Source organism: Aquimarina gracilis (genome assembly GCF_035285365.1).
Lineage (GTDB): Bacteria > Bacteroidota > Bacteroidia > Flavobacteriales > Flavobacteriaceae > Aquimarina > Aquimarina gracilis.
In genome coordinates this window covers 160,336-181,721 of sequence record NZ_JAYKLX010000001.1, presented here as the reverse complement: position 1 = coordinate 181,721, position 21,386 = coordinate 160,336, and the positions used below count along the sequence as shown (strand labels likewise).

The following is a 21,386-nucleotide window of genomic DNA, read 5'->3' as shown; positions in this document are numbered from 1 at the left end:
ACTTGAATAAGAGTTAATATTTGCATCTTTGTGCTTATGACAGGTACTGTATATAAATCTACCGGAAGTTGGTACACCGTTAAAACAGATGACGGTAAGATCTATGAGTGCCGAATAAAAGGGAAATTTAGAATAAAAGGGATTAAAAGTACCAATCCGGTATCGGTAGGAGATGTTGTCGACTTTATATTGGAGACCAAAAATGATCAGGAAACAGGTGTTATAGAAAATATCCATGAACGACATAATTATATCATTAGGAAATCTGTAAACCTTTCTAAACAGACACATATTATTGCTTCCAATATCGATATAGTTTTTTTGTTGGTTACGCTAAACAATCCGCCAACTTTCACGGCTTTTATAGATCGTTTTTTGGTTACGGCCGAAGCATATGGGATAAAGGCTGTGCTACTTTTTAATAAAATAGATACTTATAATGAAGAAGAACTTTTGGAAGTGAAGTATCTCGCAGCGCTGTATAGGAAAATAGGATATGAATGTATTGGGATTTCGGCAAAAACTGGAAAGAATGTTGACAAAGTAAAGGAGTTAATGGTCGGGAAAGTAAGTATGTTCTCTGGACATAGTGGTGTTGGAAAATCAACTTTAGTTAATTTGATTGAACCCGATTTATCATTAAAAACAGCCGAAATTAGTGAACAACATCAACAAGGACAACATACTACAACATTTGCAGAGATGTTTGACCTGAGTTTTGGGGCCAAAATCATTGATACTCCTGGTATTAAAGGTTTCGGGATTGTAGATATGGAGAAAGAAGAAGTGGGTGATTATTTCCCGGAGTTTTTTGAGCTAAAGTCCCAGTGTAAATTCAATAATTGTTTGCATGTCAATGAGCCAAAGTGCGCTGTAAAAGAAGGGTTGGATAATGAAGAAGTGGCATGGTCCCGATATAGAAGTTATTTGCAAATTCTTGAAGGTGAAGAGGAACATTACAGAAAGAATACATATGACGAAGATTAATTTATAGAACTTCACAACTATAAATTAAATTTAATAAAATTTCCTCAGTCCCGAAAAATGAAACTCAGACATTGTATACTTGCAATCTAAAGTTATAAATAAGAATATTTAATGATTATTGAATAAATGAAAGCTGTAATTCAAAGAGTTTCAAATGCTTCAGTTACTGTAAATGAAGAGTTGATCTCAAGTATACAAAAAGGACTACTTGTTTTGATAGGAATTGAAAGCGATGATACCATTGATGATATTGCATGGCTGTCGGCGAAAATTTCTCGACTAAGAATTTTTGGTGATGAAAATGGAATCATGAACAAAAGTATTTTAGAGGTCGGTGGAGAAGCTATTGTAGTAAGTCAGTTCACACTGCATGCTAGTACCAAAAAAGGTAATCGGCCAAGCTATATTAAGGCAGCAAAACCTGAAGTTGCCATTCCATTATATGAAAGCTTTGTTGAACAATTCGAGAAAGACTTAGGGAAAGAAGTTGGAACTGGAGTGTTTGGAGCTGATATGAAGGTGTCTCTTCTCAATGATGGTCCAGTAACCATAATTATAGATTCAAAAAACAAAGAATAACCACCCCAGAATAAATATTCACATGCAAAAAAATTCACTGAGACTTCTAGTGGTTTGTACTTTATTGACTTTTAGTAAAATCATATCACAGGAAGAAATTAACCTGGAAACTTCAGTTATTGATTCAACACTTCTAAAAGAGGCTAATGCTGTAGTAAGATCAGAAGAGATTGTTGTAGAAATCAATTCTGTAAGTTCAATGACAATCAAAACAAAAAGAATCGTTACAGTGCTTAATAAGTTTGGTGATGGTTATGCCGATTCTTACGAACATTATGATCCTTCTACCAAGATCAAAAAGTTAGAAGCTATCGTTTTTGATGCCACTGGTAAAGAGATTAAAAAGTATAAAAAGAAAGATTTTCACGACCGAAGTGCTTATGATGGGATCTCACTAATGCATGATAATCGTATAAAATATATCGATTATACTCCTGTATCTTACCCATATACCCTTGCCTGGGAAAGTGAAGTAGAAAGTTCTACAACAGCATTTATACGTACATGGAGACCTATCTTGACCTACAACCTAGGGATTGAAAAATCATCTTACAAAGTTTTGAACACAACTTCGATTCCAATGAGAGTGAAAGAAACAAACTTTGAGAATTATTCAATAATAAAGAATAAGTCGGATAACGAAATTTCATATCAAGTTTTAAATATTGCTCCAAAACAATCTGAAGTATTAAGCCCGTCATATTTAGAAATAGTTCCCGAGGTAAAAATTGCTCTTAATGATTTTTCTTTGAAAGGAATTAAGGGATCTGCAACTGATTGGAAATCTTTTGGGAAATGGCAATATGAAAAGCTTTTATTAGGTAGAAATAAAATATCACCAGAAACCATTAAAGAAATTAATGTATTGGTGACTAATGCAAAAACTAATAAAGAGAAAGCAAAACTGATTTACGAATATGTTCAAGATAAAACCAGGTATATCAGTGTGCAACTTGGGATCGGTGGATGGATGCCTTTTTTGGCAGAAGATGTTGATCGATTAGGTTATGGGGATTGTAAGGCACTTACTAATTATACTAAGGCTTTGTTAGATAGTCAGAATATAACTTCTTATTATACTATAGTTTATGCTAAAGAAAGAAGAGATGTTGATCTCGAATTTGCTTCAATGCAAGGTAATCATGCCATATTAAATATTCCAGATGAAGATGAAGATATTTGGCTAGAATGCACCAGCCAAACCACTCCATTTAATTTTATAGGGGATTTTGTTGATAATAGAAATGTACTAGTGGTAACACCAGAGGGGGGAGAGATTAAAAGAACCAAAAAATATGAGGCTGAAGAAAATACTTTGCACACTGGTGCAGTAATAAATTTAGGTGTAGATAATTCGATGTTTGCAGATATTAAGAGAGAGTCAAAGGGTTTGGAGTATGATTGGAACTATTCAATACAGTATCAGGAACCCAAAGATCAGAAACTACATTATAAAGAGAAATGGAGCTATGTTAATAGTCTTGGAATTAATGCAATAAAACTTGAGGATGACAAGGATAATATAGTTTTCAAAGAGCAGATAAAAGTGTCATGCAAATCATATGCCAAAAAGGTTGGAAATCGTCTTTTGTTAATGCCAAATGCTTTTAGTTGTGATCAGAGTAATTTTCCAAAATATGAAGACAGAAAAACAAGATTAGTAATTTCAAGGGGATACATGAACACAGATGAGTATCTAATAAATCTTCCTGAGGGTTATCTGCTAGGTAATTTGCCTGAAAAGAAAATCATAGAAACTGAATTTGGCACCTATACTTATGAATTGGAGAAAACCGGCGAATCCCAAATAAAATTCAAACGCTTTTTAAAAATTATTGATGGTACTTTTCCGAAGGAAAAGTATGAACAGTATAGAAAATTCAGAGCTCAAATAAAGAAAATAGATAAATCAAGAATAGTACTTAAGGAACAATAAATAACCAACCAACAATGAGAATAGAAAACAAATTGCTGTTAGTTTTTGCATTAGTAGTGTCAGTTAATATTGGTTTTTGCCAAGAGTTTAAATTTGGAAAAGTTTCTGAAGAAGAATTATTGGAGGAATCCTATCCGGCAAATAATGAAGCTCAGGCTGCTGTTTTATTTGAGAATAGAGATGTTTACATACAATTTACCGAAATAGAAGGTTGGCAATTGATAACTGAAGTTCATAAAAGAATTAAGCTATATAAAAAAGATGGGTTTGAATATGCTACCGATGAAGTATTCCTGTACAAAGCAAATAGGAAGAAAGAAAAGCTAATTGGTCTAAAAGGAATTACTCATAATTTGGCGTCGGGAAAAATAGTTGAAACTAAACTTAAAAACGAAGGAATTTTTAAAAATATATATTCCGAAAAATATGAACAAGTGAAATTTACAATGCCTTCCTTACAAGAAGGCTCGGTAATTGAATATAAATATAAAATTGTTTCCCCATTTATTTCCAATATTGATAGGATTTATCTTCAATATGAAATTCCTATAAAGCATATAGCTGTAGATCTTAAATTTCCAGAATATTTCAACTTTAAAAAGTTAACTTCGGGATATCTTCCTGTAAATTTAAAGGAGTCAATAGTTATGGATAAATTGACTTTTAAAACAAAAAATAGAACTGGAACAGTAAGTGCCACGAACTCTTCAAAAGTAAATGTTATTGATTTTAAATTGGTAAAAAACACGATTAGAGGTACTAATGTTCCTGCTTTTAAAATAGAGCCGTATTCAGGGAATGCTAAAAATTATATCTCATCAATAAGTTATGAATTGTCTCATATAGATTTTCCCAGCGAACCAATAAAATATTATGCTAAAACTTGGGAAAATGTAGTCGAAACTATTTATACTAGTAGTCGCTTTGGAGGCGAGTTAAAAAAGAGAAATTACTTTGAAGAAGACCTCAAAGAGGTTGTGTCTATTTCAGAAGAAGAAATAATAAAAATGTTTAAAGTGTATGCTCATGTTAGACAAAGAATGAAATGGAATGGTAAATATGGCGTATATACCAGTGCAGGAGTCAAAAAAGCATATAAAGAGAGGACTGGTAATACTGCTGAAATTAATTTAATGCTTACCGCGATGCTTACTTCCATGGGATTAGATGCTAATCCGGTTTTAGTGAGTTCTAGCTATAAGAATACAGCGTTATTTCCTACGCTAGATGGATTTGATTACGTAATAACTCGAGTGAAGCGATCAGATGGAAGTTTGGCATATCTTGACGCTACAGATAAACGGGGACTGCCGAACATTTTACCTGATAGAGTTAGAAGGGGATCAGGCAGAGTAATAGCAAAAAATGGTACTTCCCAAAGAGTTAACCTTAGACCACAGGAGCCATCAATTAATAGATGTAGTTTGCAAATTCAAATAGATGATGAAGGAGTGGTGAATGGTAAGTTTAATGCTCTTCACTTAGATTATCATGCGCATCTTTTTAGAACTACTCATGGAGGAAAGGATAATAATGATATTGCGAAAAGTTTTAAATCAAAATTCGAGATTGACGAAATTGAAGAATTGAAGGTTGAGGGAATAAATCGATATGGAAAAGGAGTAAGCGAAAGTTTTAATTTTATATCTTACGATCAAATCGAAATAATAGATAATGAAATGTATTTTTCACCGCTATTGTTTTTAAAAGAAAAGGAGAATATTTTTAAATCTGAAACTAGAAAATATCCTATTGATTTTGGTTTTGGTTATGATAATACGTTCATGATTAATATTAGAATCCCTGATGGATATGAAGTTACAGAATTGCCAGAATCTAAAGCCTTTAAGTTGCCTGAAAATTTGGGAGCTTTTTCATTTATGTCTAGCATAAATAATGGGATGATTCAAATTATGGTAAACAAAAAAATAAATACTCCGTTTATTTCAGCGGATTATTATCCCGTATTGAAACAGTTTTATAATCAGATTATTCAAAAAGAAGCTGATCAAGTAGTTATAAGAAAAATATAATCATGAACATCCAAAACGCACAACAAGCCGTAGATGATTGGATCAAGAATCACGGAGTACGATACTTTAATGAACTCACAAATATGGCGCAGCTTACCGAGGAAGTTGGTGAGGTGGCCAGGATTATTGCAAGGCGATATGGAGAGCAAAGTGAAAAAGAAAGCGATAAAAATAAAGACCTTGGGGAAGAATTGGCCGATGTTATATTTGTTGTTTTATGTCTGGCCAATCAAACTGGAGTTAACTTACAAGAAGCTTTTGAGAAGAAGTTGGATATTAAAACCAAACGCGATCATGACAGGCATCATAATAATGAAAAGCTAAAATGATATTTAAAGAAATACTTTCGTCCAAGAAATACTGGATTTCGGTTAGCTTTATTGGCCTTGGGTTCATAATAGTATTTAGCATCATTGAAATAATACTTAGCATTACCGGACATTTCATGCAATACGGAGAACTTACTATGGATTCTTTTGTTAACGAAAAAATTAATGAAGGTAAATGGTTTCGATACCTCATTTCCAGAGTTGTTGGGGGGCTGTTGTATGGGATGATTGTAGCATATTACTTCGAATTAAGAAAAAGAAAATCAAAACGATAAGATGAATTTGAAATTATCACACATTTCAAGCATAGAAAACAAAACATTACAAATCACAGGTTCCAAAAGTGAAACCAATAGATTGTTAATTTTACAGGCTCTTTATCCTAGCATTAAAATTGAAAATGTGTCCAATAGTGACGATTCCGAGCTTATGCAAAAAGCATTGCTAAGCAATGAACTTATTGTGGATATCCACCATGCAGGTACCGCAATGCGATTCCTTACGGCCTATTTTGCTGTTAAAGATGGCAGGGAAACAGTACTGACCGGAAGTAAGAGAATGCAAGAACGACCAATAAAAATTTTGGTTGACGCATTAAGACAACTTGGGTGCAAAATTAGTTACGAAAAACAAGAAGGGTACCCACCTATACGAATTCAGGGTACAAAACCAATAGCTAATCAAGTAGAGCTTCAGGCCAATGTGAGTAGCCAATATATTTCGGCACTTATGCTAATAGCAGGTTCTTTGCCAAATGGGCTTGTAATCACCTTAAAAGGAAAAGTAACCTCAGTCCCATACATAAATATGACACTTAGTTTATTGAAGGATGTTGGAGTAAAAGGTACATTTGAAGATAACGTGATTACAATTCAACCCAATAATACCAATCTAAACAAGAATGTGGTAGTAGAGTCCGATTGGAGTTCTGCATCTTATTTTTACAGCATTATAGCATTGTCGGATAATGCCGAGGTTACTATTGGAAGTTATAAACAAGAAAGTTATCAGGGAGATTCTTCCCTAGCAGATATATATAAACATTTGGGTGTGAAAACCACTTTTGGTCAAAACAGCATCACCTTAACAAAAAGTAATGTTGCAACCAAGTTTCCAGAAGAATTGAATTTGTCAAATTCTCCAGATATCGCTCAAACCATAGTCGTTACTTGTTTCGGACTAGGTATAGGGTGTTATCTTACAGGACTTCATACACTTAAAATAAAAGAAACGGACAGGCTAGAAGCATTAAAAGCCGAAATCGAAAAGTTAGGCGGGCAAGTTACGATTACTCAGGATTCGTTACGTTTAGAACCAATGACCTTACTTAACAAAGATATTTCTATTGCAACATATAATGATCATCGAATGGCAATGGCGTTTGCTCCTCTTGCTCTTAGAACAGATTTGTTTATCGAAGATGCAAATGTGGTTTCCAAATCATATCCAGATTTCTGGTCTGATTTGAAAAAACTAGGCTTCAAAGTTTCTTAATGAATAAATATATCTCATTTTACTTGACAACCCCTATTGCGAGATTGTATATTTGCACCTTCAAAAAAACAAACACTGATGAAGTTATCACATTTCAATTTTAACCTTCCGCAAGAATTATTAGCAGAATATCCAGCAGAGAATAGAGATGAATCTCGCTTAATGGTGCTAAATAGAAAGGATCAAACTATAGAACATAAGCAATTTAAAGACCTTATAGATTATTTTGAACCAAACGATGTAATGGTTGTAAATAACACCAAGGTTTTTCCTGCTAGATTGTATGGGAACAAAGAAAAAACAGGAGCAAGGATTGAGGTGTTTTTACTACGTGAATTAAATTCTGAAACACGTCTATGGGATGTGCTTGTCGATCCAGCAAGAAAAATTCGTATAGGAAACAAACTTTATTTTGGAGATGACGAAAGCCTAGTGGCAGAGGTTATAGATAATACTACGTCAAGAGGACGTACTTTGCGTTTTCTTTATGATGGATCTTACGATGAGTTTAGACAAAAACTTACAGATCTGGGGGAAACTCCATTACCTAAATATATAAAGAGAGATGCAGAGCCTGAAGATGAAGAAAGATATCAAACAATATATGCAAAAAACGAAGGCGCAGTAGCTGCGCCAACTGCAGGGCTTCACTTTTCTAAGCACCTAATGAAAAGGTTAGAAATTAAAGGAGTTGATTTTGCCGAGATTACTTTACATGTGGGATTAGGTACTTTTAACCCAGTTGAGGTTGAAGATCTGTCCAAACACAAAATGGATAGTGAAGAAGCTTATATAACTGCGCATGCAACCAATATTATTAACAACGGAATTGCAGATAAGAAAAGAATTTGTGCTGTTGGAACTACCGTAATGAGAGCGCTGGAAAGCTCAGTATCTTCAGAAAAGACATTGAACGAATTTAGAGGATGGACCAATAAATTCATTTTCCCTCCTTATGATTTTAGTATTGCTAATTCGATGATTACTAATTTTCATACACCAAAGTCCACTTTATTGATGATGGTGTCTGCATTTGCAGGGCATGATTTTATAAAAGAAGCTTATGAAGAGGCTGTTAAAGAGAAATATAAGTTCTATTCTTACGGAGATGCAATGTTAATTCTTTAAGATTTTGATAAACTAACACTAAATTCCTGTTTGATTTTAAATTGAACAGGGATTTTTTTTATATTTCTGAAAATTAACATGTTAAAGTGTTTCGTTTTTTTTAATATTAAAACATTTAATTTGTGCAGTATTACGGTTTTGCCGTAATTTGCATTTTGTGTTTTACAGCGATAAAAATTGACGTTTGTCGAAAAAAATACGTTATATAATCATAAAGAACGTACTTTTTTTAATTTTTGGACCGTTTTTTGTAACCCGTTTAAAAAACATGAACTAAACCTAATTATTTACAATGATGAAAAAAGCATTTTATTACCTAACATTTTTTATAACTGTATGTTCTTTTGCCCAAACCAAAGTTGGTACAGTTCGTTTTAATGATGTGGACAATTTCGGAGAAACAGAATTAATGTTAAATGGTGCCGGCTTAAGAGATAAATTATATGCTCTTGCTCTATATCTAGATTTTGAAGTTGATGGTGTTGAAGATGGCGTAATGGTAGCAGAAAAAGATGATACTATGGCGATTACCATAAAAGTCACTTCTTCTCTCGGATCAGATGATTTAAAGGATCTTATCAGAAACGGTCTTGAAGTAGCTACAAATGGTAATAGCTATAAACTAGAAAAGGAAATACGCGAATTTATAGCCCTACTTCCTGCCGATATAAAAAAATGGGATATCTTCAGAATTTTACATACCAAAGGCGGACAACTTTCAGTATACAAGAACAAAACACTTCTTGGTACCATGAAAAGCCAGGAATTTAAAACTGCTTTGTTTAAAATTTGGCTCGGTGAAAATCCAGTGGATTATGATTTAAAAGAAAACTTACTTGCGTCATACGAGGCGAATCCAGTCTTAGGAAAGTGGAAGATGATCGACAAGAAAACAGGAGTTGCACTTAGTGTAATGCAGTTATATATGATCGATAACAAGATTTTTGGTGCTATCGAAAGAATGCTTAGAGATTCTGAAAGAGACGACGTTTGCTATGATTGTACAGGTGAAGATAAGAATAAGAAGATCGAAGGAATGGTCGTGATAAAAGGATTACGATTAGTTGGAGACAAATATGCAGGAGGAACTTATACAAACATTAGAGACGGAAAAGTTTCAGAATGCCAAATCTGGACAGATGCAGAAAAACGCGATGTACTTTTCGTAAAATATAAGGGAAGTGGAGGAGTTCACGAATGGAGAAGAGTAAAAGAAAGTAAAAAATAAATACTATTTTTTTGATATAACAAAAACCCTTGATAAAATGTCAAGGGTTTTTTGTTATTATCTATAAACATTCTGCATTATCTCTTACTTTTGCAAAAGTTATGAGTGAAAAGAAAAAGGATATAAGAGCATTAACAAAAGATCAATTAAGATCTTTCTTCGAAGAGATCGGGGATAAACCTTTTAGAGGAAATCAGGTTTACGAGTGGTTATGGAGTAAAGGAGCCCATCACTTTGAGGATATGACAAATATATCTAAGGCTACCAGGAAAATACTCGAAGAGAATTTTGTTATCAATCACATTCATGTTGATCAAATGCAGCGTAGTACCGATGGTACCATCAAAAATGCGGTTAGATTGCATGACGGGCTAGTCGTAGAATCGGTTTTAATTCCAACACCTACCAGAACTACAGCATGTGTGTCTTCTCAGGTTGGTTGTAGTTTGGATTGTAAATTTTGTGCAACAGCAAGATTAAAGAGGATGCGCAATCTAAATCCGGATGAGATTTATGACCAGGTAGTAGCAATAGATAAAGAAAGTAGGTTATATCATAATAGGCCCCTATCTAATATTGTTTTTATGGGAATGGGGGAACCATTAATGAACTATAATAATGTTCTTAAGGCTATTGATAAGATTATTTCTTCTGAAGGTTTAGGGATGTCTCCCAAACGAATTACACTCTCAACATCAGGAGTTCCAAAGATGATAAAGAAAATGGCAGATGATGAGGTGAAATTCAAACTTGCTGTTTCATTACATTCTGCTATAGACGAAGTTCGAACCTCTATAATGCCTTTTAACGAAACATTTCCCTTGTCAGATCTTAGAGAAGCATTAGAATATTGGTATGCCAAGACTAAAAGCAGAATAACCTATGAGTATGTAGTTTGGGACAAGATCAATGATCGAAAAGAAGATATTGATGCACTTATTAGGTTTTGCTCCTATGTGCCTTGTAAGGTTAATTTAATAGAATATAACCCAATAGATGATGGCGAGTTTCAGCAAGCTTCCAATCGAGCAATTGATAATTATATAACGGCATTAGAATCCAAAGGAATTGTAGTAAACGTTCGTAGAAGTAGGGGGAAAGATATTGATGCAGCATGCGGCCAATTGGCAAATAAAACATGATTTTTCTTTATTAACACGAATACCTGTTTACAACAAACAATTTATACTATCTTCGTACCAAGTTAGAAATCAGAATTATTGTCTCGTATTGAAAGTTGTTGAGCAAATAAAACTGCCTATTATTGATGAAATGGAACTTTTTGAACAAAAGTTTTCACAGTCAATGTCTTCAAAGGTGGCATTACTAAACAGAATTACGCACTATATCGTTAACCGGAAAGGGAAGCAAATGCGTCCCATGTTTGTTTTTTTGGTTGCCAAAATGGTTTCAGGAGGAGAAACCAACGAAAGAACTTATCGTGGAGCCTCAGTAATAGAACTTATTCATACCGCCACACTTGTTCATGATGATGTTGTAGATGACTCCAATCGCAGACGTGGTTTCTTTTCTATAAATGCATTATGGAAAAATAAAATAGCTGTACTTGTAGGAGATTATTTGCTTTCCAAAGGACTGTTATTATCTATTGATCATGGAGATTTTGATCTTTTAAAGATCATTTCGGTTGCAGTTCGGGAAATGAGCGAAGGAGAGCTGTTACAAATTGAGAAAGCCAGAAACTTAGATATTACTGAAAAGGTGTATTATGAAATAATACGGCAGAAGACGGCCACATTAATTGCAGCCTGTTGTAGTTTGGGAGCCTGTTCTGTCTCGCCAGATTCTGAAGATGTCCAAAAAATGCGAAAATTTGGAGAATTGATAGGCATGGCATTTCAAATAAAAGATGATCTTTTTGATTATGGCGATACGGCTATAGGAAAACCTACGGGAATCGATATTAAAGAGCAAAAAATGACGCTCCCCTTGATTTATACACTCAATACTTGTGCAAAAGAGAAGAAAAAATGGCTTATCAACTCTGTAAAAAATCATAACAAAGATAAAAAAAGAGTCAAAGAGGTAATTGCTTTTGTAAAGGAATCGGGTGGTTTGGAATATGCTATCAAAGTAATGCACCGATTTAAAGATAACGCCCTTTCTATCCTCTCAGAATATCCCGAATCTGATTATAAATCCTCTTTGGAATTAATGGTTGATTATGTAATTGATCGAAAAAAATAAATTTTTCTGGACAAAAAGTAACAATTTAACCTTCTGTAAAACAGTTTCTTATGTTAATTTTGTAACTACGGATCGAAATTTGATAAATAAAATTTTGAACCCTGGGCAACCATTTTGATTTTTATCACGTCTATGTTAATAGAAGGTCGAAACAATTAATTTTTAGTATTGAAAATTATTCAATTTTATAAAAACGAAACTCAGCTTATTAAGAAAGCGGCAAATCAGCATCGAGATGCGCAACATCAGTTGTATAACCAATATGCTCCAAAAATGCTTAGCGTTTGTCGACAGTATATAAGAGATATACATTTTGCCGAGGAAGTGATGTTAGGAGGTTTTCTAAAGGTATTTCAGAATTTAAGCAATTTCAAGTTTGAAGGTAGTTTTGAAGGATGGATACGCAGAATTATGGTAAACGAATCCATTTCATTTTTAAGAAAGGAAAAACAAATTTTCTTTACCGAGGAAATAACAGGTTATACCGAGGAATCCTGGAATAATATTAATACAGAACTTGAGGTAGAACAAATACAAGAATTAATTGACAGTCTACCCGAAGGATATAGAATGGTGTTTGTATTATATGCTGTAGAAGGATACAAACATAGCGAAATAGCTAAAACATTGGGAATTTCAGAAAGTACATCAAAATCACAATTGTTTAAGGCTAGAAAATTGCTACAGCAAAAATTAAACCAACAAAATAAGATAAGTAATGGCGCCATTGAAATTTGAAGAGAAGATAAAAGAAAAGCTTGAGCAACGCGCTATAGAACCTTCTATGGGATCTTGGGAGAAACTTTCAGGACAGTTGGATCAGGTTCAGAATCAAAAAAAAGGGAATAAAATGATTTGGTGGTATAGTTTGGCTGCCGTATTTGTAGGAGTCTTAATACTTACATCATTGTTCTATAACCCGGTTTCTGAAGATGTAAATCCGCAATTTGTTGATCGAACTAAAGAAAATACAGAGCAAAAAGATACCGAAATCGTACAGGAAAATAAAGAAGAACCACCGCAGATCATCGAAAAAGAAAATGTGGTGATCGATATTCAAAAATCTAAAGATGAGGTTGTTGATGTCTCAGAAAGTAACACCAAATTGATCAAGAAAGGGAATGAAGGTTTTTCAAAAGTTACGCCCGATAGCGCTCCTTCAAAAGATATAGATGAACAGCCAAAAGAAGTAACAGAAATCGCACAGACCAATGAAGAAACTGTTGATCTAATAGAACAAAAACAAAAACAAGAGATATCAATAAATAGAGAAATAATTGATAATAAAGTGGCAGATATTGTAGCGAAAGTAGAAGAGCTTCAAAAAAATAATACCGAAGTTACCGATGAGGAAATCAACGCATTGCTACGAAAAGCACAAAGAGATATTACAACTCAAAAAATATTAAAATCTAATACGGTAAGCGCATCGGCACTTCTTCAAGACGTTGAAGAAGAAATCGATGAAACTTTTAAGCAACGAGTTTTTGAAGCGCTTAAAGCTGGTTTCCAAAAAGTGAAAACTGCCGTAGCAGAAAGGGAAAATTAAATTTATTCATCAATCAATCTTTTGGTTTCCCTCCTTTTGGGGGGAAGCCTTACAGAATCAAAATTCAAAAAATAATGAAGACGTTACTTACAATTGCCACATTGTTGGCCATGGCTCTTTTTGTCCAATTTGTAAATGCTCAAGAAGACCTTAATAATGACAAAATCGAAAAGCTTAAGGCACAAAAAGAAGTACTAATTACAGCAGAAAAGGAGGCGCTGAAAAAAGAAGTTGAAGCGATAAACCAAAGACTGGATAATAACGAAATTACTATCGAAGAAGCTCAGAAACTTAAAGAAGAGGCGGCAAAGGTTCATGCGCTTAATATCGAAAACGGAATGGCCATTTTGGACAACAGAATAGCGCTTTTAGAACGTAATGGGACCGAGCTTCTTGGAACCGATACTAATAAAGTTACCATAGGTTTGGGAGCAAAAGATTATGACGATGGGGATGTTTTGTTTGGAATTAATATAAAGAGAGCAAATGATGATGACGAGGTAAAATACGATCGTAGAACATCTTCTAATCTAGTGTTGGCATTTGGACTAAATAATACTATTGTAGATGGGCAGTCGCTAGATGACTCAGATTACAAGATATTAGGTAGTAGATTTTTTGAGATAGGGTGGGTATGGAATACCAGGGTCTTTAAAAATTCTAATTTTTTGAGATTGAAATATGGAATCTCATATACTTCAAATGGTCTGAAACCTACAGATAACAGGTACTTTGTTGATAATGGTGACCAAACCGACCTTGAAGAGTTTCCATTTAATCTAAGTAAATCAAAATTTAGAATGGATAATATTGTTGTGCCAGTTCATTTCGAGTTTGGCCCTTCAAAAGTCGTAAAAACAGATAAAAGTATTCGGTATTATACAGCACGTAAGTTTAGAATGGGGCTAGGAGGATATTTGGGAGCCAATATAAGTACACGACAAAAATTGAAATATAGAGAAAATGGAAATCGTATTAAAGATAAAATCAAAAGAGATTACAATACCAGTGATTTGATTTATGGTTTGAGTACCTATATTGGTTTCGGAGACATGTCCTTGTATCTAAAATACGATTTGTCACCTGTGTTTAAAGATGCAGAGATTGAACAAAATAATGTGTCATTAGGATTACGTTTTGACCTTTAATCGATGATTTTGTTTCACTAACAACCTTTATTCGTGTTAATTATTTGGTTGACCAATAGATAGGACAGCTATTAGTATAGTTAAAGAAGTGTTAATTGATTAGCTTGCGAAAGGAGTGGTATCCAGATACCACTCCTTTCTTACTTTTTGAAAATACTTGGTTTAACTAAAGAGTTTGAACCTTGCTATAACTGCTACCCTATCAAATCAATGTAGTAATGACCATGTACTCAACATGTTAAATATTTCACCAAAAAAATCTATTTGTTAAATATATAAATCAGGATTAAATCCTTTGTTTTGTTACGGTTTTGGCGTAACGATTTGATTGTAAGTATTTTATGACATGTTATTTTTTTGTTTCTTTATTAAATAGTATATATTTAACAAACATTGTTAAACCTGTTCTTTCCTAAAAAAAAACTTAAAATATGCTCATACTTTTTAATCACAATTATTGTGATCTCTATACTAATTATGTTTAAATAAACAATTAACCAAATTTCACACAAATGAAAACAAAACTCTTTTATGTAACACTTTTTATGTTTTGTAGTTTTGGTCTTTTTGCTCAAAAAGGACCGATGAAAGCCAGCTCATGGAGCCAGGCTGTTTATGTTAGAAATGTTCCGGCATTATCAGAAATGACAAATATTATTTCTGCCGAAGGAATGGTCAAACACGGCCAGGAGAAGCGCAGAGGTAAAAACACATTTGTCCCTGGTAAAGGATTTCCTCTTGCAGGACAAAAGGATCCGTTAATGTCGGTTCAGCAAAAAGCTGCAAAAATGGCCATCTCTACCGAAATTGCTTCTTTTACAGCACACCAGGGTTTTAGTACTCCTACCGATCCCACAGGAGCAATAGGACCCAATCATTATGTATATGCATTCAATTCTGGTTTTGGTATTCGGGACCGAAATGGTAATGTATTATTGGCAGAAGCTTCTTTGGCTACTATTTTCCCGGGAGAAAGTCTTGGAGACCCAATAGTGGTGTATGATAATTTTGCCGAGCGTTTTATCATTATGCAGTTTAGTAATACCCCTAATGGGTTCTTAATTGCAGTAGGACAAGGGCCAGATCCGGTTAACGACGGATGGTTCACGTATAGATTTAATACGGGGTCCTTCCCAGATTATGAAAAACTTTCTATCTGGAGTGACGGGTACTATATTACAGCAAACAAAGATCAGAATAACCCAAGTGGTAATGATGTTGTATTTGCTGTTGAAAGAGACAAAATGTTGGTAGGTGATGCTACTGCAGGATTAATTGGATTCCCATTACCAGGAGCAGAAACCAATGGGTTCTACAGCCCTGGTGGATCTAATGCTACGGGAGCAACATTACCACCTGTTGGAGTAGGACATTCTATATTGTACCTACAGGATGATAGCTGGAGCGGAATTTCTCAGGACCATATTAAAGTATGGACAACCGATGTAAATTGGGCAAACCCAGGAAGCTCTACTATTTCGCAACCGCAAGAAATCATTACGGCGCCTTTTGATAGCGTATTTGATGGTGGATCATTCTCGAACTTACCGCAACCTTCGGGGCCAGACATCGATGCGTTACAAGCAACGATGATGTACATGACCAATTATAGACGTTTTGGTACGCATAACTCTATGGTACTTAATTTTGCAGTAGACTTAGATGGTAACGATAACCTTTCGGGTATTCGTTGGTATGAGCTTAGACAAACTGCAGATGGGCAACCTTGGACAATTTTCCAGGAAGGAACCTATGCACAACCTGATGGATTAAGCGCATTTTGTGGTAGTATGGCTATGGATGCACAAGGTAACATCGGACTTGGATACAGTGTGGTAAGCACATCGGTATTTCCTTCACTACGATATACGGGTAGACTTGCAAGTGACCCACTTGGTACCATGACTCTTGCAGAGCAAGTGAGTATTACCGGAACACAGTCAAACCCTTCTTTACGATATGGGGATTATGCGCATATGACTATTGATCCAACAGATGATGCTACTTTTTGGCACATTGGAGAATTTTTTGACGCTGGTTTTAGAAAAAACCACGTAGTAGCTTTCAGGTTACAGCCTGACACTCCAGATACCGAGGCGCCTACGGCACCTACAAATTTGGCATCTTCGGCAGTTGCTGAGTCTTCACTAACACTTAGCTGGGACCCTTCTACAGATAATATTGGAGTAACAGGATATGATGTATACCAGGATGGTGCCGTAATAGGAACCGTAGCGGGTACTACCATCGATGTAACTGGATTAACAGCTAGTACAACCTATGATTTCTTTGTTATTGCCAAAGATGCGGCAGGCAATGAATCTGCAGCCAGTGCAACTTTATCGGTGACTACATCGGCTCCAGATACTCAAGCGCCTTCAGTTCCAGCCAATTTGGTATCATCAAATGTCGCTGCAAATCAAGTAACGCTAAGCTGGGATGCTTCTACAGATAATGTAGGAGTAACCGAATATGATGTTCTTCAGGATGGCGTTGTTGTAGATACTGTAAGTGATACTACAGCTACAGTTACGGGGCTGTCTGCAGAAACGACTTACGAATTCACTGTAATTGCAAAAGATGCAGCAGGCAATGCTTCTGCAGCCAGTGCACCACTTAGTGTAACCACACCGGCAGCCACAGGATGTTTGGGTGGTATTGCAGCTCCTTATAGTGAGAGTTTTGAATCGAACCTAGGGGGTTGGACACAAAATTCTGGAGATGATCTTGACTGGACACGTGATGCCAATGGAACACCTTCTAGAAATACAGGACCATCAAGTGCAGATGACGGATCATTCTATATTTATGTAGAAGCATCTGGAAACGGAACTGGATATCCTAATAAACAAGCGATCCTTACGTCTCCTTGTTTTGATCTGGGAGCAGCAACTTCGGCTACTTTCTCTTTCAGATATCATATGTTTGGAGCAAATGACTTTGGATCGTTGGATGTAGAAGCTAGTAATGATGAGGGCGCTACCTGGACAAGCATTTGGAACAGAAGCGGAAACCAAGGAAACTCTTGGCAAACAGCAACTATCGATCTTGCCGCTTACCTGGGAACAGGTGTGCAATTACGATTTAACCGTGTTACCGGTGGAACCTGGAGAGCCGATGCCGCGATTGATGCAGTATCACTTACTACAGATTCTGGTCCTGGAGGAGACTGTGCCGATGCAGATTTAACGTTGAGTATCACTTTTGATAACTACCCTCAAGAAACATCTTGGACACTAGAAGATGCCGGAGGTAATATAGTAGCTTCTGAAAGTTATTCTACTGCAAATCCAGATGGATCAACAGTAACCGAAAGCATTACAGGCCTGGCATCTGGTACCTATACCTTCACAATGTTTGATTCTTTTGGTGATGGTATCTGTTGTGGGTTTGGTAACGGTTCGTATACCTTATCAAGTAGTGCAGGAACTATCGTTTCTGGAGGTGAGTTTACAAGTTCTGATGCTACAACTTTCTGTGTAGAAAGTGCTGCGCGTAGCTTGGATACTTATCCTTTAACAGATCTTAATGATAAAGTGAACCTGTTCAAATTATATCCTGTACCTGCAAAGAATATCTTAAACATTTCTGTGGATAAAGAAGCTATCCAAAATGTAGAAATCTTCTCGATGTATGGACAACGTATTTATCAAGGAACCGAGTCGCAAATTAATGTGAGTGCTTTCCAGGCCGGAACGTATTTTGTACGAATCTCTGGAAAAGGAGAAAGTCTTGTAACTCGAGAGTTTGTTAAATTGTAAAAAGTAAGATTTTACAGAGAGAATAGTTACTATTCTTTTTAAAGATACAAGCCTGGTAGGAAAACAACCTACCAGGCTTTTTTTTGTTTGGTTGAAATTGTAACGTTACAAATTAGGTGCACTCTGTACTAATGGAAGCAGAAGATTAAGCGTATCCTGCCGTTTCTATATTTGTATGTTGACGATAGAAGCCAAACTGAAACCCCACAGCTTTTATATATACAAAACTTTGTAGTGCACTATCATATTCTATAGGTGCACCAAGATCTCGCATGATATTAATAGCTCTGTATAATTTGGTTTTTGAGATATGTAAACGATCAGACAGCTCCAAAGGTGTCCCGGTAGCTTTTAATCTTACCAGTTGATCGATACGTTTTATAAGTTCTATTTGTTTAATAACATTCATTTGACTCGCCTTTCAGTTTTTTTGTTTTCGGGTTTACTTTTTATTTCTGTGTATAGTGTTGCTGTATAGCTAGTTAACACTAATTGACATTGAGTAATGTGTTGTAGACGCCCGTAAATAAAGAAACATGAGAAGGTGAAGAATAGCTAGTTGTATTCATAAGATAGTGAGTAGGTGTATTAGTAATTCAATTTTTCCATGTCAAACCTACTATTAAAATGTATATGAATCAATAGGGGTAAGGGGGGAAAAATCCCCTTTAACATCTTTTTTTTGTTGTGTGGTTGTTATTTTGGGATAAACAACACAAAATATATAGGAATTAAATGAAATAATTTGATTGTAAAATCTCAATGTTGGTTAACCATAGTAAGTTTTTTTATCTTTCACTTAGCCATGTAGGTCTTAAAAATTAAAGTATAAAAAAACAGCTACATTACTGTAGCTGCTTACTTATATGTTTAGTTAATTCACTTTCATCATTTCTATTTTAGAATCCATAACATCACTTATTGCATACCCCGATCGGGTCATTTTCCAGTTTGATGCCTTATGGGCTTGCCCCGAGGTAGTTTCCTATTGGATCAGAAGAATCTTTTATGATAGATCAAAATCATCATTCAATGCTTGATTCACTTCTTTTTTATCGTTGAGTCTGCGCTCTACCGATAGATTATATTGCTCGGTAAGCGCATTAAGATTACCAATGTAGGTTTTAAATGGCCCGAATCCTTTTGTTTTGGCATGAATAAAGATCCAATCTAATACTTCTCTTAAAGACATGGTGGTTTGTTTTCGTAACTCGGTAATACTTAAATCAGATTGGTTTTGTTGTTGTTCTTTTATACGATCTTTAAAAATAGTATCAAATTTTTGATGTGCGGTTTTCATTTCATTAAAATGCTTACGCTGATTCAAATTGTCTATAGCATCACGTAACGGTGTATTTGTTTCTATTTCTTCGATAATTTCATCGAAGACACCCCCTTGTTGATTATAAGCCATATCATAGATGTCTTTGCCGTGTTTTGTAAATACTTTATAGACCAAAGTAGCTTGATTGCGATCATGATCATCACCAGAAAAATCTGCGATAAGTTTAATACTGCGTTGTAGAAGTTTGATACCATTATCCCGAAGCCCATCTAATTGTGCAAGTTCTGGAGTAAGGATACTTCCTCTGTTCTTTTTGTAAATCGTTTTAAAAGCTTCATAATCTGTCATAAGTTGGTCTACATAAGTTCGAAGCTCCATGGCATCGAGATCTTGTTCTTGGCTAAGTTCTATGAAAGTACGGGTGTACTTTGAAAATTCTCCGTTCTTAAAACTTTTTAATTGTGGAATGACTAATACATTGTTCATAAGTTATATTTATTTAAATTATTTAGAATGATTCTACACCTGGGAAAAACGCCCCGGAAAACCCGGGATCATTTTCCTGCTCTGGAAAAACGTGCCGGGTTTTCCGGCAACATATTCCTTGCTCGGAAAGTTGTGCCGGAATTTCCGGCAACACATTCTGATGGGATAATAAGCTGCCGGAGTTTCAAGCTTGTTTTTCCTTAAAAATTATCCAATGATAGGTGCTGCGAGTTTCATTTTTCGATACTGGGAAGAAAAAAGTAAATTTTTTAAGCTTTTTTTAGGACGAGACACCTAAACGCTAAAAAGAAAGACAAAGAACTTGCCTTGTATTTTGAAAGAAAATTGAAAGAAGGAAAGAATAAAATGTTAATCCTAAACAATATCAGAAATAAACTTTTAAATCGAGTATTTGCCGTAATAAAAAGGCAGCAACCCTATGTAGATACACATAAATTTGCTGCCTGATTTTACTAAAATTTATTTGTCTTTATCCATAGAATGCGCTAGCGGGGGCGGATTACAAATCCGAGCTATCAGAGTGCTTAATTCCCTAAATCAAACATCTTCTTGGATCTTTCGTACTCTAAAAGCTTTAAAGCTTCTTTGGTTTTTGGATACATTTTGGAACTAAATAAAACTAGAATTTTATCAATTTCGACATTTATAAAATGACAAAGTTCTTCAAAAGATTCAACCTTAGTCAAATCTCTATTTTTATCGTCTTGTATAAGTGTCTTTACGAGTAATAGATCGAATTTTTCTTTTTCATCATCGCATCGATTTATATCTAAATGAAAGAAAGATTTGTCACCTTTAAATGTAAGCTCTATCTCTTTATCACTGTAACTTATTTGAAAATTGCCAAAATTTTCAGATAATTCTTTTTTACCTATAGAGAAGCCTTTTTTATTCAAGGAATCTGCTAAAATTAAATAAGTGTATATCATAATTATTGTTTTCTAAGCCATTTACCGTCTTTACTAACCTTGTATCCATTTTTGAATAAATGTCTTACTTCTTTTTCAAGATAACTTCCAGGTTTTACTTTATTTAACGGTGTAGCTAACCTAACATCATCCCCCGCTGGCGCAAGTTTGCAACTTGTGCGCAACACAAAACTAGACCAAAATACAACAAGCCAGTTTCATTTTTTGAAACCGGCTTGTTATTCTCTTTCTTACTCTTGCCGCCACTAGTCATAGCCTTAAATCCGTATGTCTGGTTAAATTTAG

Annotated in this window: 18 protein-coding genes and 1 pseudogene; 16 read left to right on the top strand and 3 right to left on the bottom strand. The window is 34.9% G+C overall.

All coding sequences use genetic code 11. The features are described 5' to 3' along the window. Positions 1–36 precede the first annotated feature (36 nt). The 15 genes from rsgA to U6A24_RS00630 all read left to right on the top strand — a co-directional run bounded on the left by rsgA (position 37) and on the right by U6A24_RS00630 (position 18,380). Positions 37–987: a ribosome small subunit-dependent GTPase A gene (rsgA, locus tag U6A24_RS00700; RefSeq protein ID WP_324178008.1), complete on the top strand. Its 951-nt coding sequence runs from the start codon at positions 37–39 to the stop codon at positions 985–987. Positions 988–1,113: 126 nt separating this feature from the next. Next, positions 1,114–1,566 carry a D-aminoacyl-tRNA deacylase gene (dtd, locus tag U6A24_RS00695; RefSeq protein WP_324178007.1) on the top strand — a complete coding sequence of 151 codons (453 nt, stop codon included), beginning with the start codon at positions 1,114–1,116 and terminating at the stop codon, positions 1,564–1,566. Between the two features lie 22 nt (positions 1,567–1,588). After that, on the top strand, positions 1,589–3,502 hold the full coding sequence (locus U6A24_RS00690) for a DUF3857 domain-containing protein (RefSeq protein ID WP_324178006.1): 1,914 nt from the start codon (positions 1,589–1,591) through the stop codon (positions 3,500–3,502). Positions 3,503–3,516: 14 nt separating this feature from the next. After that, on the top strand, positions 3,517–5,535 hold the full coding sequence (locus tag U6A24_RS00685) for a transglutaminase (protein ID WP_324178005.1): 2,019 nt from the start codon (positions 3,517–3,519) through the stop codon (positions 5,533–5,535). A 2-nt stretch (positions 5,536–5,537) separates the two neighbouring features. After that, the gene (locus tag U6A24_RS00680) at positions 5,538–5,864 is read left to right on the top strand and encodes a nucleotide pyrophosphohydrolase (RefSeq protein ID WP_324178004.1); all 327 of its coding nucleotides are present in this window, start codon (positions 5,538–5,540) and stop codon (positions 5,862–5,864) included. Beyond that, a complete protein-coding gene (locus U6A24_RS00675) occupies positions 5,861–6,139 on the top strand; it encodes a hypothetical protein (RefSeq protein WP_324178003.1) in 279 nt (92 codons plus the stop codon). Before U6A24_RS00680 ends, U6A24_RS00675 begins: the two co-directional genes overlap by 4 nt. Before the next feature lies 1 nt (position 6,140). After that, a complete protein-coding gene (locus U6A24_RS00670; protein ID WP_324178002.1) occupies positions 6,141–7,358 on the top strand; it encodes a 3-phosphoshikimate 1-carboxyvinyltransferase in 1,218 nt (405 codons plus the stop codon). A 78-nt stretch (positions 7,359–7,436) separates the two neighbouring features. Next, positions 7,437–8,486 carry a tRNA preQ1(34) S-adenosylmethionine ribosyltransferase-isomerase QueA gene (gene queA / locus U6A24_RS00665; RefSeq protein ID WP_324178001.1) on the top strand — a complete coding sequence of 350 codons (1,050 nt, stop codon included), beginning with the start codon at positions 7,437–7,439 and terminating at the stop codon, positions 8,484–8,486. A 295-nt stretch (positions 8,487–8,781) separates the two neighbouring features. Further along, complete coding sequence (locus U6A24_RS00660; RefSeq protein WP_324178000.1) at positions 8,782–9,714, top strand: chalcone isomerase family protein; 933 nt, start codon at positions 8,782–8,784, stop codon at positions 9,712–9,714. Positions 9,715–9,815: 101 nt separating this feature from the next. After that, complete coding sequence (gene rlmN / locus U6A24_RS00655) at positions 9,816–10,856, top strand: 23S rRNA (adenine(2503)-C(2))-methyltransferase RlmN (RefSeq protein WP_324177999.1); 1,041 nt, start codon at positions 9,816–9,818, stop codon at positions 10,854–10,856. 88 nt (positions 10,857–10,944) lie between these two features. After that, positions 10,945–11,922: a polyprenyl synthetase family protein gene (locus tag U6A24_RS00650; RefSeq protein ID WP_324177998.1), complete on the top strand. Its 978-nt coding sequence runs from the start codon at positions 10,945–10,947 to the stop codon at positions 11,920–11,922. Between the two features lie 168 nt (positions 11,923–12,090). After that, complete coding sequence (locus tag U6A24_RS00645) at positions 12,091–12,660, top strand: RNA polymerase sigma factor (RefSeq protein WP_324177997.1); 570 nt, start codon at positions 12,091–12,093, stop codon at positions 12,658–12,660. Next, a complete protein-coding gene (locus U6A24_RS00640; protein ID WP_324177996.1) occupies positions 12,641–13,471 on the top strand; it encodes a hypothetical protein in 831 nt (276 codons plus the stop codon). The genes U6A24_RS00645 and U6A24_RS00640 overlap by 20 nt, the downstream gene beginning before the upstream one ends. Positions 13,472–13,545: 74 nt before the next feature. Beyond that, the gene (locus tag U6A24_RS00635; protein ID WP_324177995.1) at positions 13,546–14,619 is read left to right on the top strand and encodes a coiled-coil domain-containing protein; all 1,074 of its coding nucleotides are present in this window, start codon (positions 13,546–13,548) and stop codon (positions 14,617–14,619) included. Positions 14,620–15,131: 512 nt separating this feature from the next. Next, positions 15,132–18,380 carry a fibronectin type III domain-containing protein gene (locus tag U6A24_RS00630; RefSeq protein ID WP_324177994.1) on the top strand — a complete coding sequence of 1,083 codons (3,249 nt, stop codon included), beginning with the start codon at positions 15,132–15,134 and terminating at the stop codon, positions 18,378–18,380. Between the two features lie 145 nt (positions 18,381–18,525). On the opposite strand, the gene U6A24_RS00625 is transcribed toward U6A24_RS00630, so the two are convergent. Both U6A24_RS00625 and U6A24_RS00620 read right to left on the bottom strand, forming a co-directional pair. Then, a complete protein-coding gene (locus U6A24_RS00625; RefSeq protein WP_324177993.1) occupies positions 18,526–18,789 on the bottom strand; it encodes an HTH domain-containing protein in 264 nt (87 codons plus the stop codon). A 597-nt stretch (positions 18,790–19,386) separates the two neighbouring features. Further along, positions 19,387–20,151: a DUF6261 family protein gene (locus U6A24_RS00620; protein WP_324177992.1), complete on the bottom strand. Its 765-nt coding sequence runs from the start codon at positions 20,149–20,151 to the stop codon at positions 19,387–19,389. A gap of 312 nt (positions 20,152–20,463) precedes the next feature. Between U6A24_RS00620 and U6A24_RS23240 the strand changes: the two are divergent. Beyond that, positions 20,464–20,619: pseudogene (locus U6A24_RS23240) on the top strand (IS110 family transposase); the annotation flags it as partial. Positions 20,620–20,696: 77 nt separating this feature from the next. On the opposite strand, the gene U6A24_RS00615 reads toward U6A24_RS23240, so the two are convergent. Next, complete coding sequence (locus tag U6A24_RS00615; protein ID WP_324177991.1) at positions 20,697–21,101, bottom strand: hypothetical protein; 405 nt, start codon at positions 21,099–21,101, stop codon at positions 20,697–20,699. Positions 21,102–21,386: the final 285 nt, after the last annotated feature.

Bases quoted from the DNA above. Each gene is read 5' to 3' on its own strand.
- U6A24_RS00685 (WP_324178005.1), top strand. From the start codon at position 3,517: ATGAGAATAGAAAACAAATTGCTGTTAGTTTTTGCATTAGTAGTGTCA.
- queA (WP_324178001.1), top strand. From the start codon at position 7,437: ATGAAGTTATCACATTTCAATTTTAACCTTCCGCAAGAATTATTAGCA.
- U6A24_RS00660 (WP_324178000.1), top strand. From the start codon at position 8,782: ATGAAAAAAGCATTTTATTACCTAACATTTTTTATAACTGTATGTTCT.
- U6A24_RS00635 (WP_324177995.1), top strand. From the start codon at position 13,546: ATGAAGACGTTACTTACAATTGCCACATTGTTGGCCATGGCTCTTTTT.
- U6A24_RS00640 (WP_324177996.1), top strand. From the start codon at position 12,641: ATGGCGCCATTGAAATTTGAAGAGAAGATAAAAGAAAAGCTTGAGCAA.
- rlmN (WP_324177999.1), top strand. From the start codon at position 9,816: ATGAGTGAAAAGAAAAAGGATATAAGAGCATTAACAAAAGATCAATTA.
- dtd (WP_324178007.1), top strand. From the start codon at position 1,114: ATGAAAGCTGTAATTCAAAGAGTTTCAAATGCTTCAGTTACTGTAAAT.
- U6A24_RS00670 (WP_324178002.1), top strand. From the start codon at position 6,141: ATGAATTTGAAATTATCACACATTTCAAGCATAGAAAACAAAACATTA.
- U6A24_RS00675 (WP_324178003.1), top strand. From the start codon at position 5,861: ATGATATTTAAAGAAATACTTTCGTCCAAGAAATACTGGATTTCGGTT.
- U6A24_RS00680 (WP_324178004.1), top strand. From the start codon at position 5,538: ATGAACATCCAAAACGCACAACAAGCCGTAGATGATTGGATCAAGAAT.
- U6A24_RS00630 (WP_324177994.1), top strand. From the start codon at position 15,132: ATGAAAACAAAACTCTTTTATGTAACACTTTTTATGTTTTGTAGTTTT.
- rsgA (WP_324178008.1), top strand. From the start codon at position 37: ATGACAGGTACTGTATATAAATCTACCGGAAGTTGGTACACCGTTAAA.
- U6A24_RS00620 (WP_324177992.1), bottom strand. From the start codon at position 20,151: ATGAACAATGTATTAGTCATTCCACAATTAAAAAGTTTTAAGAACGGA.
- U6A24_RS00625 (WP_324177993.1), bottom strand. From the start codon at position 18,789: ATGAATGTTATTAAACAAATAGAACTTATAAAACGTATCGATCAACTG.
- U6A24_RS00690 (WP_324178006.1), top strand. From the start codon at position 1,589: ATGCAAAAAAATTCACTGAGACTTCTAGTGGTTTGTACTTTATTGACT.
- U6A24_RS00615 (WP_324177991.1), bottom strand. From the start codon at position 21,101: ATGATATACACTTATTTAATTTTAGCAGATTCCTTGAATAAAAAAGGC.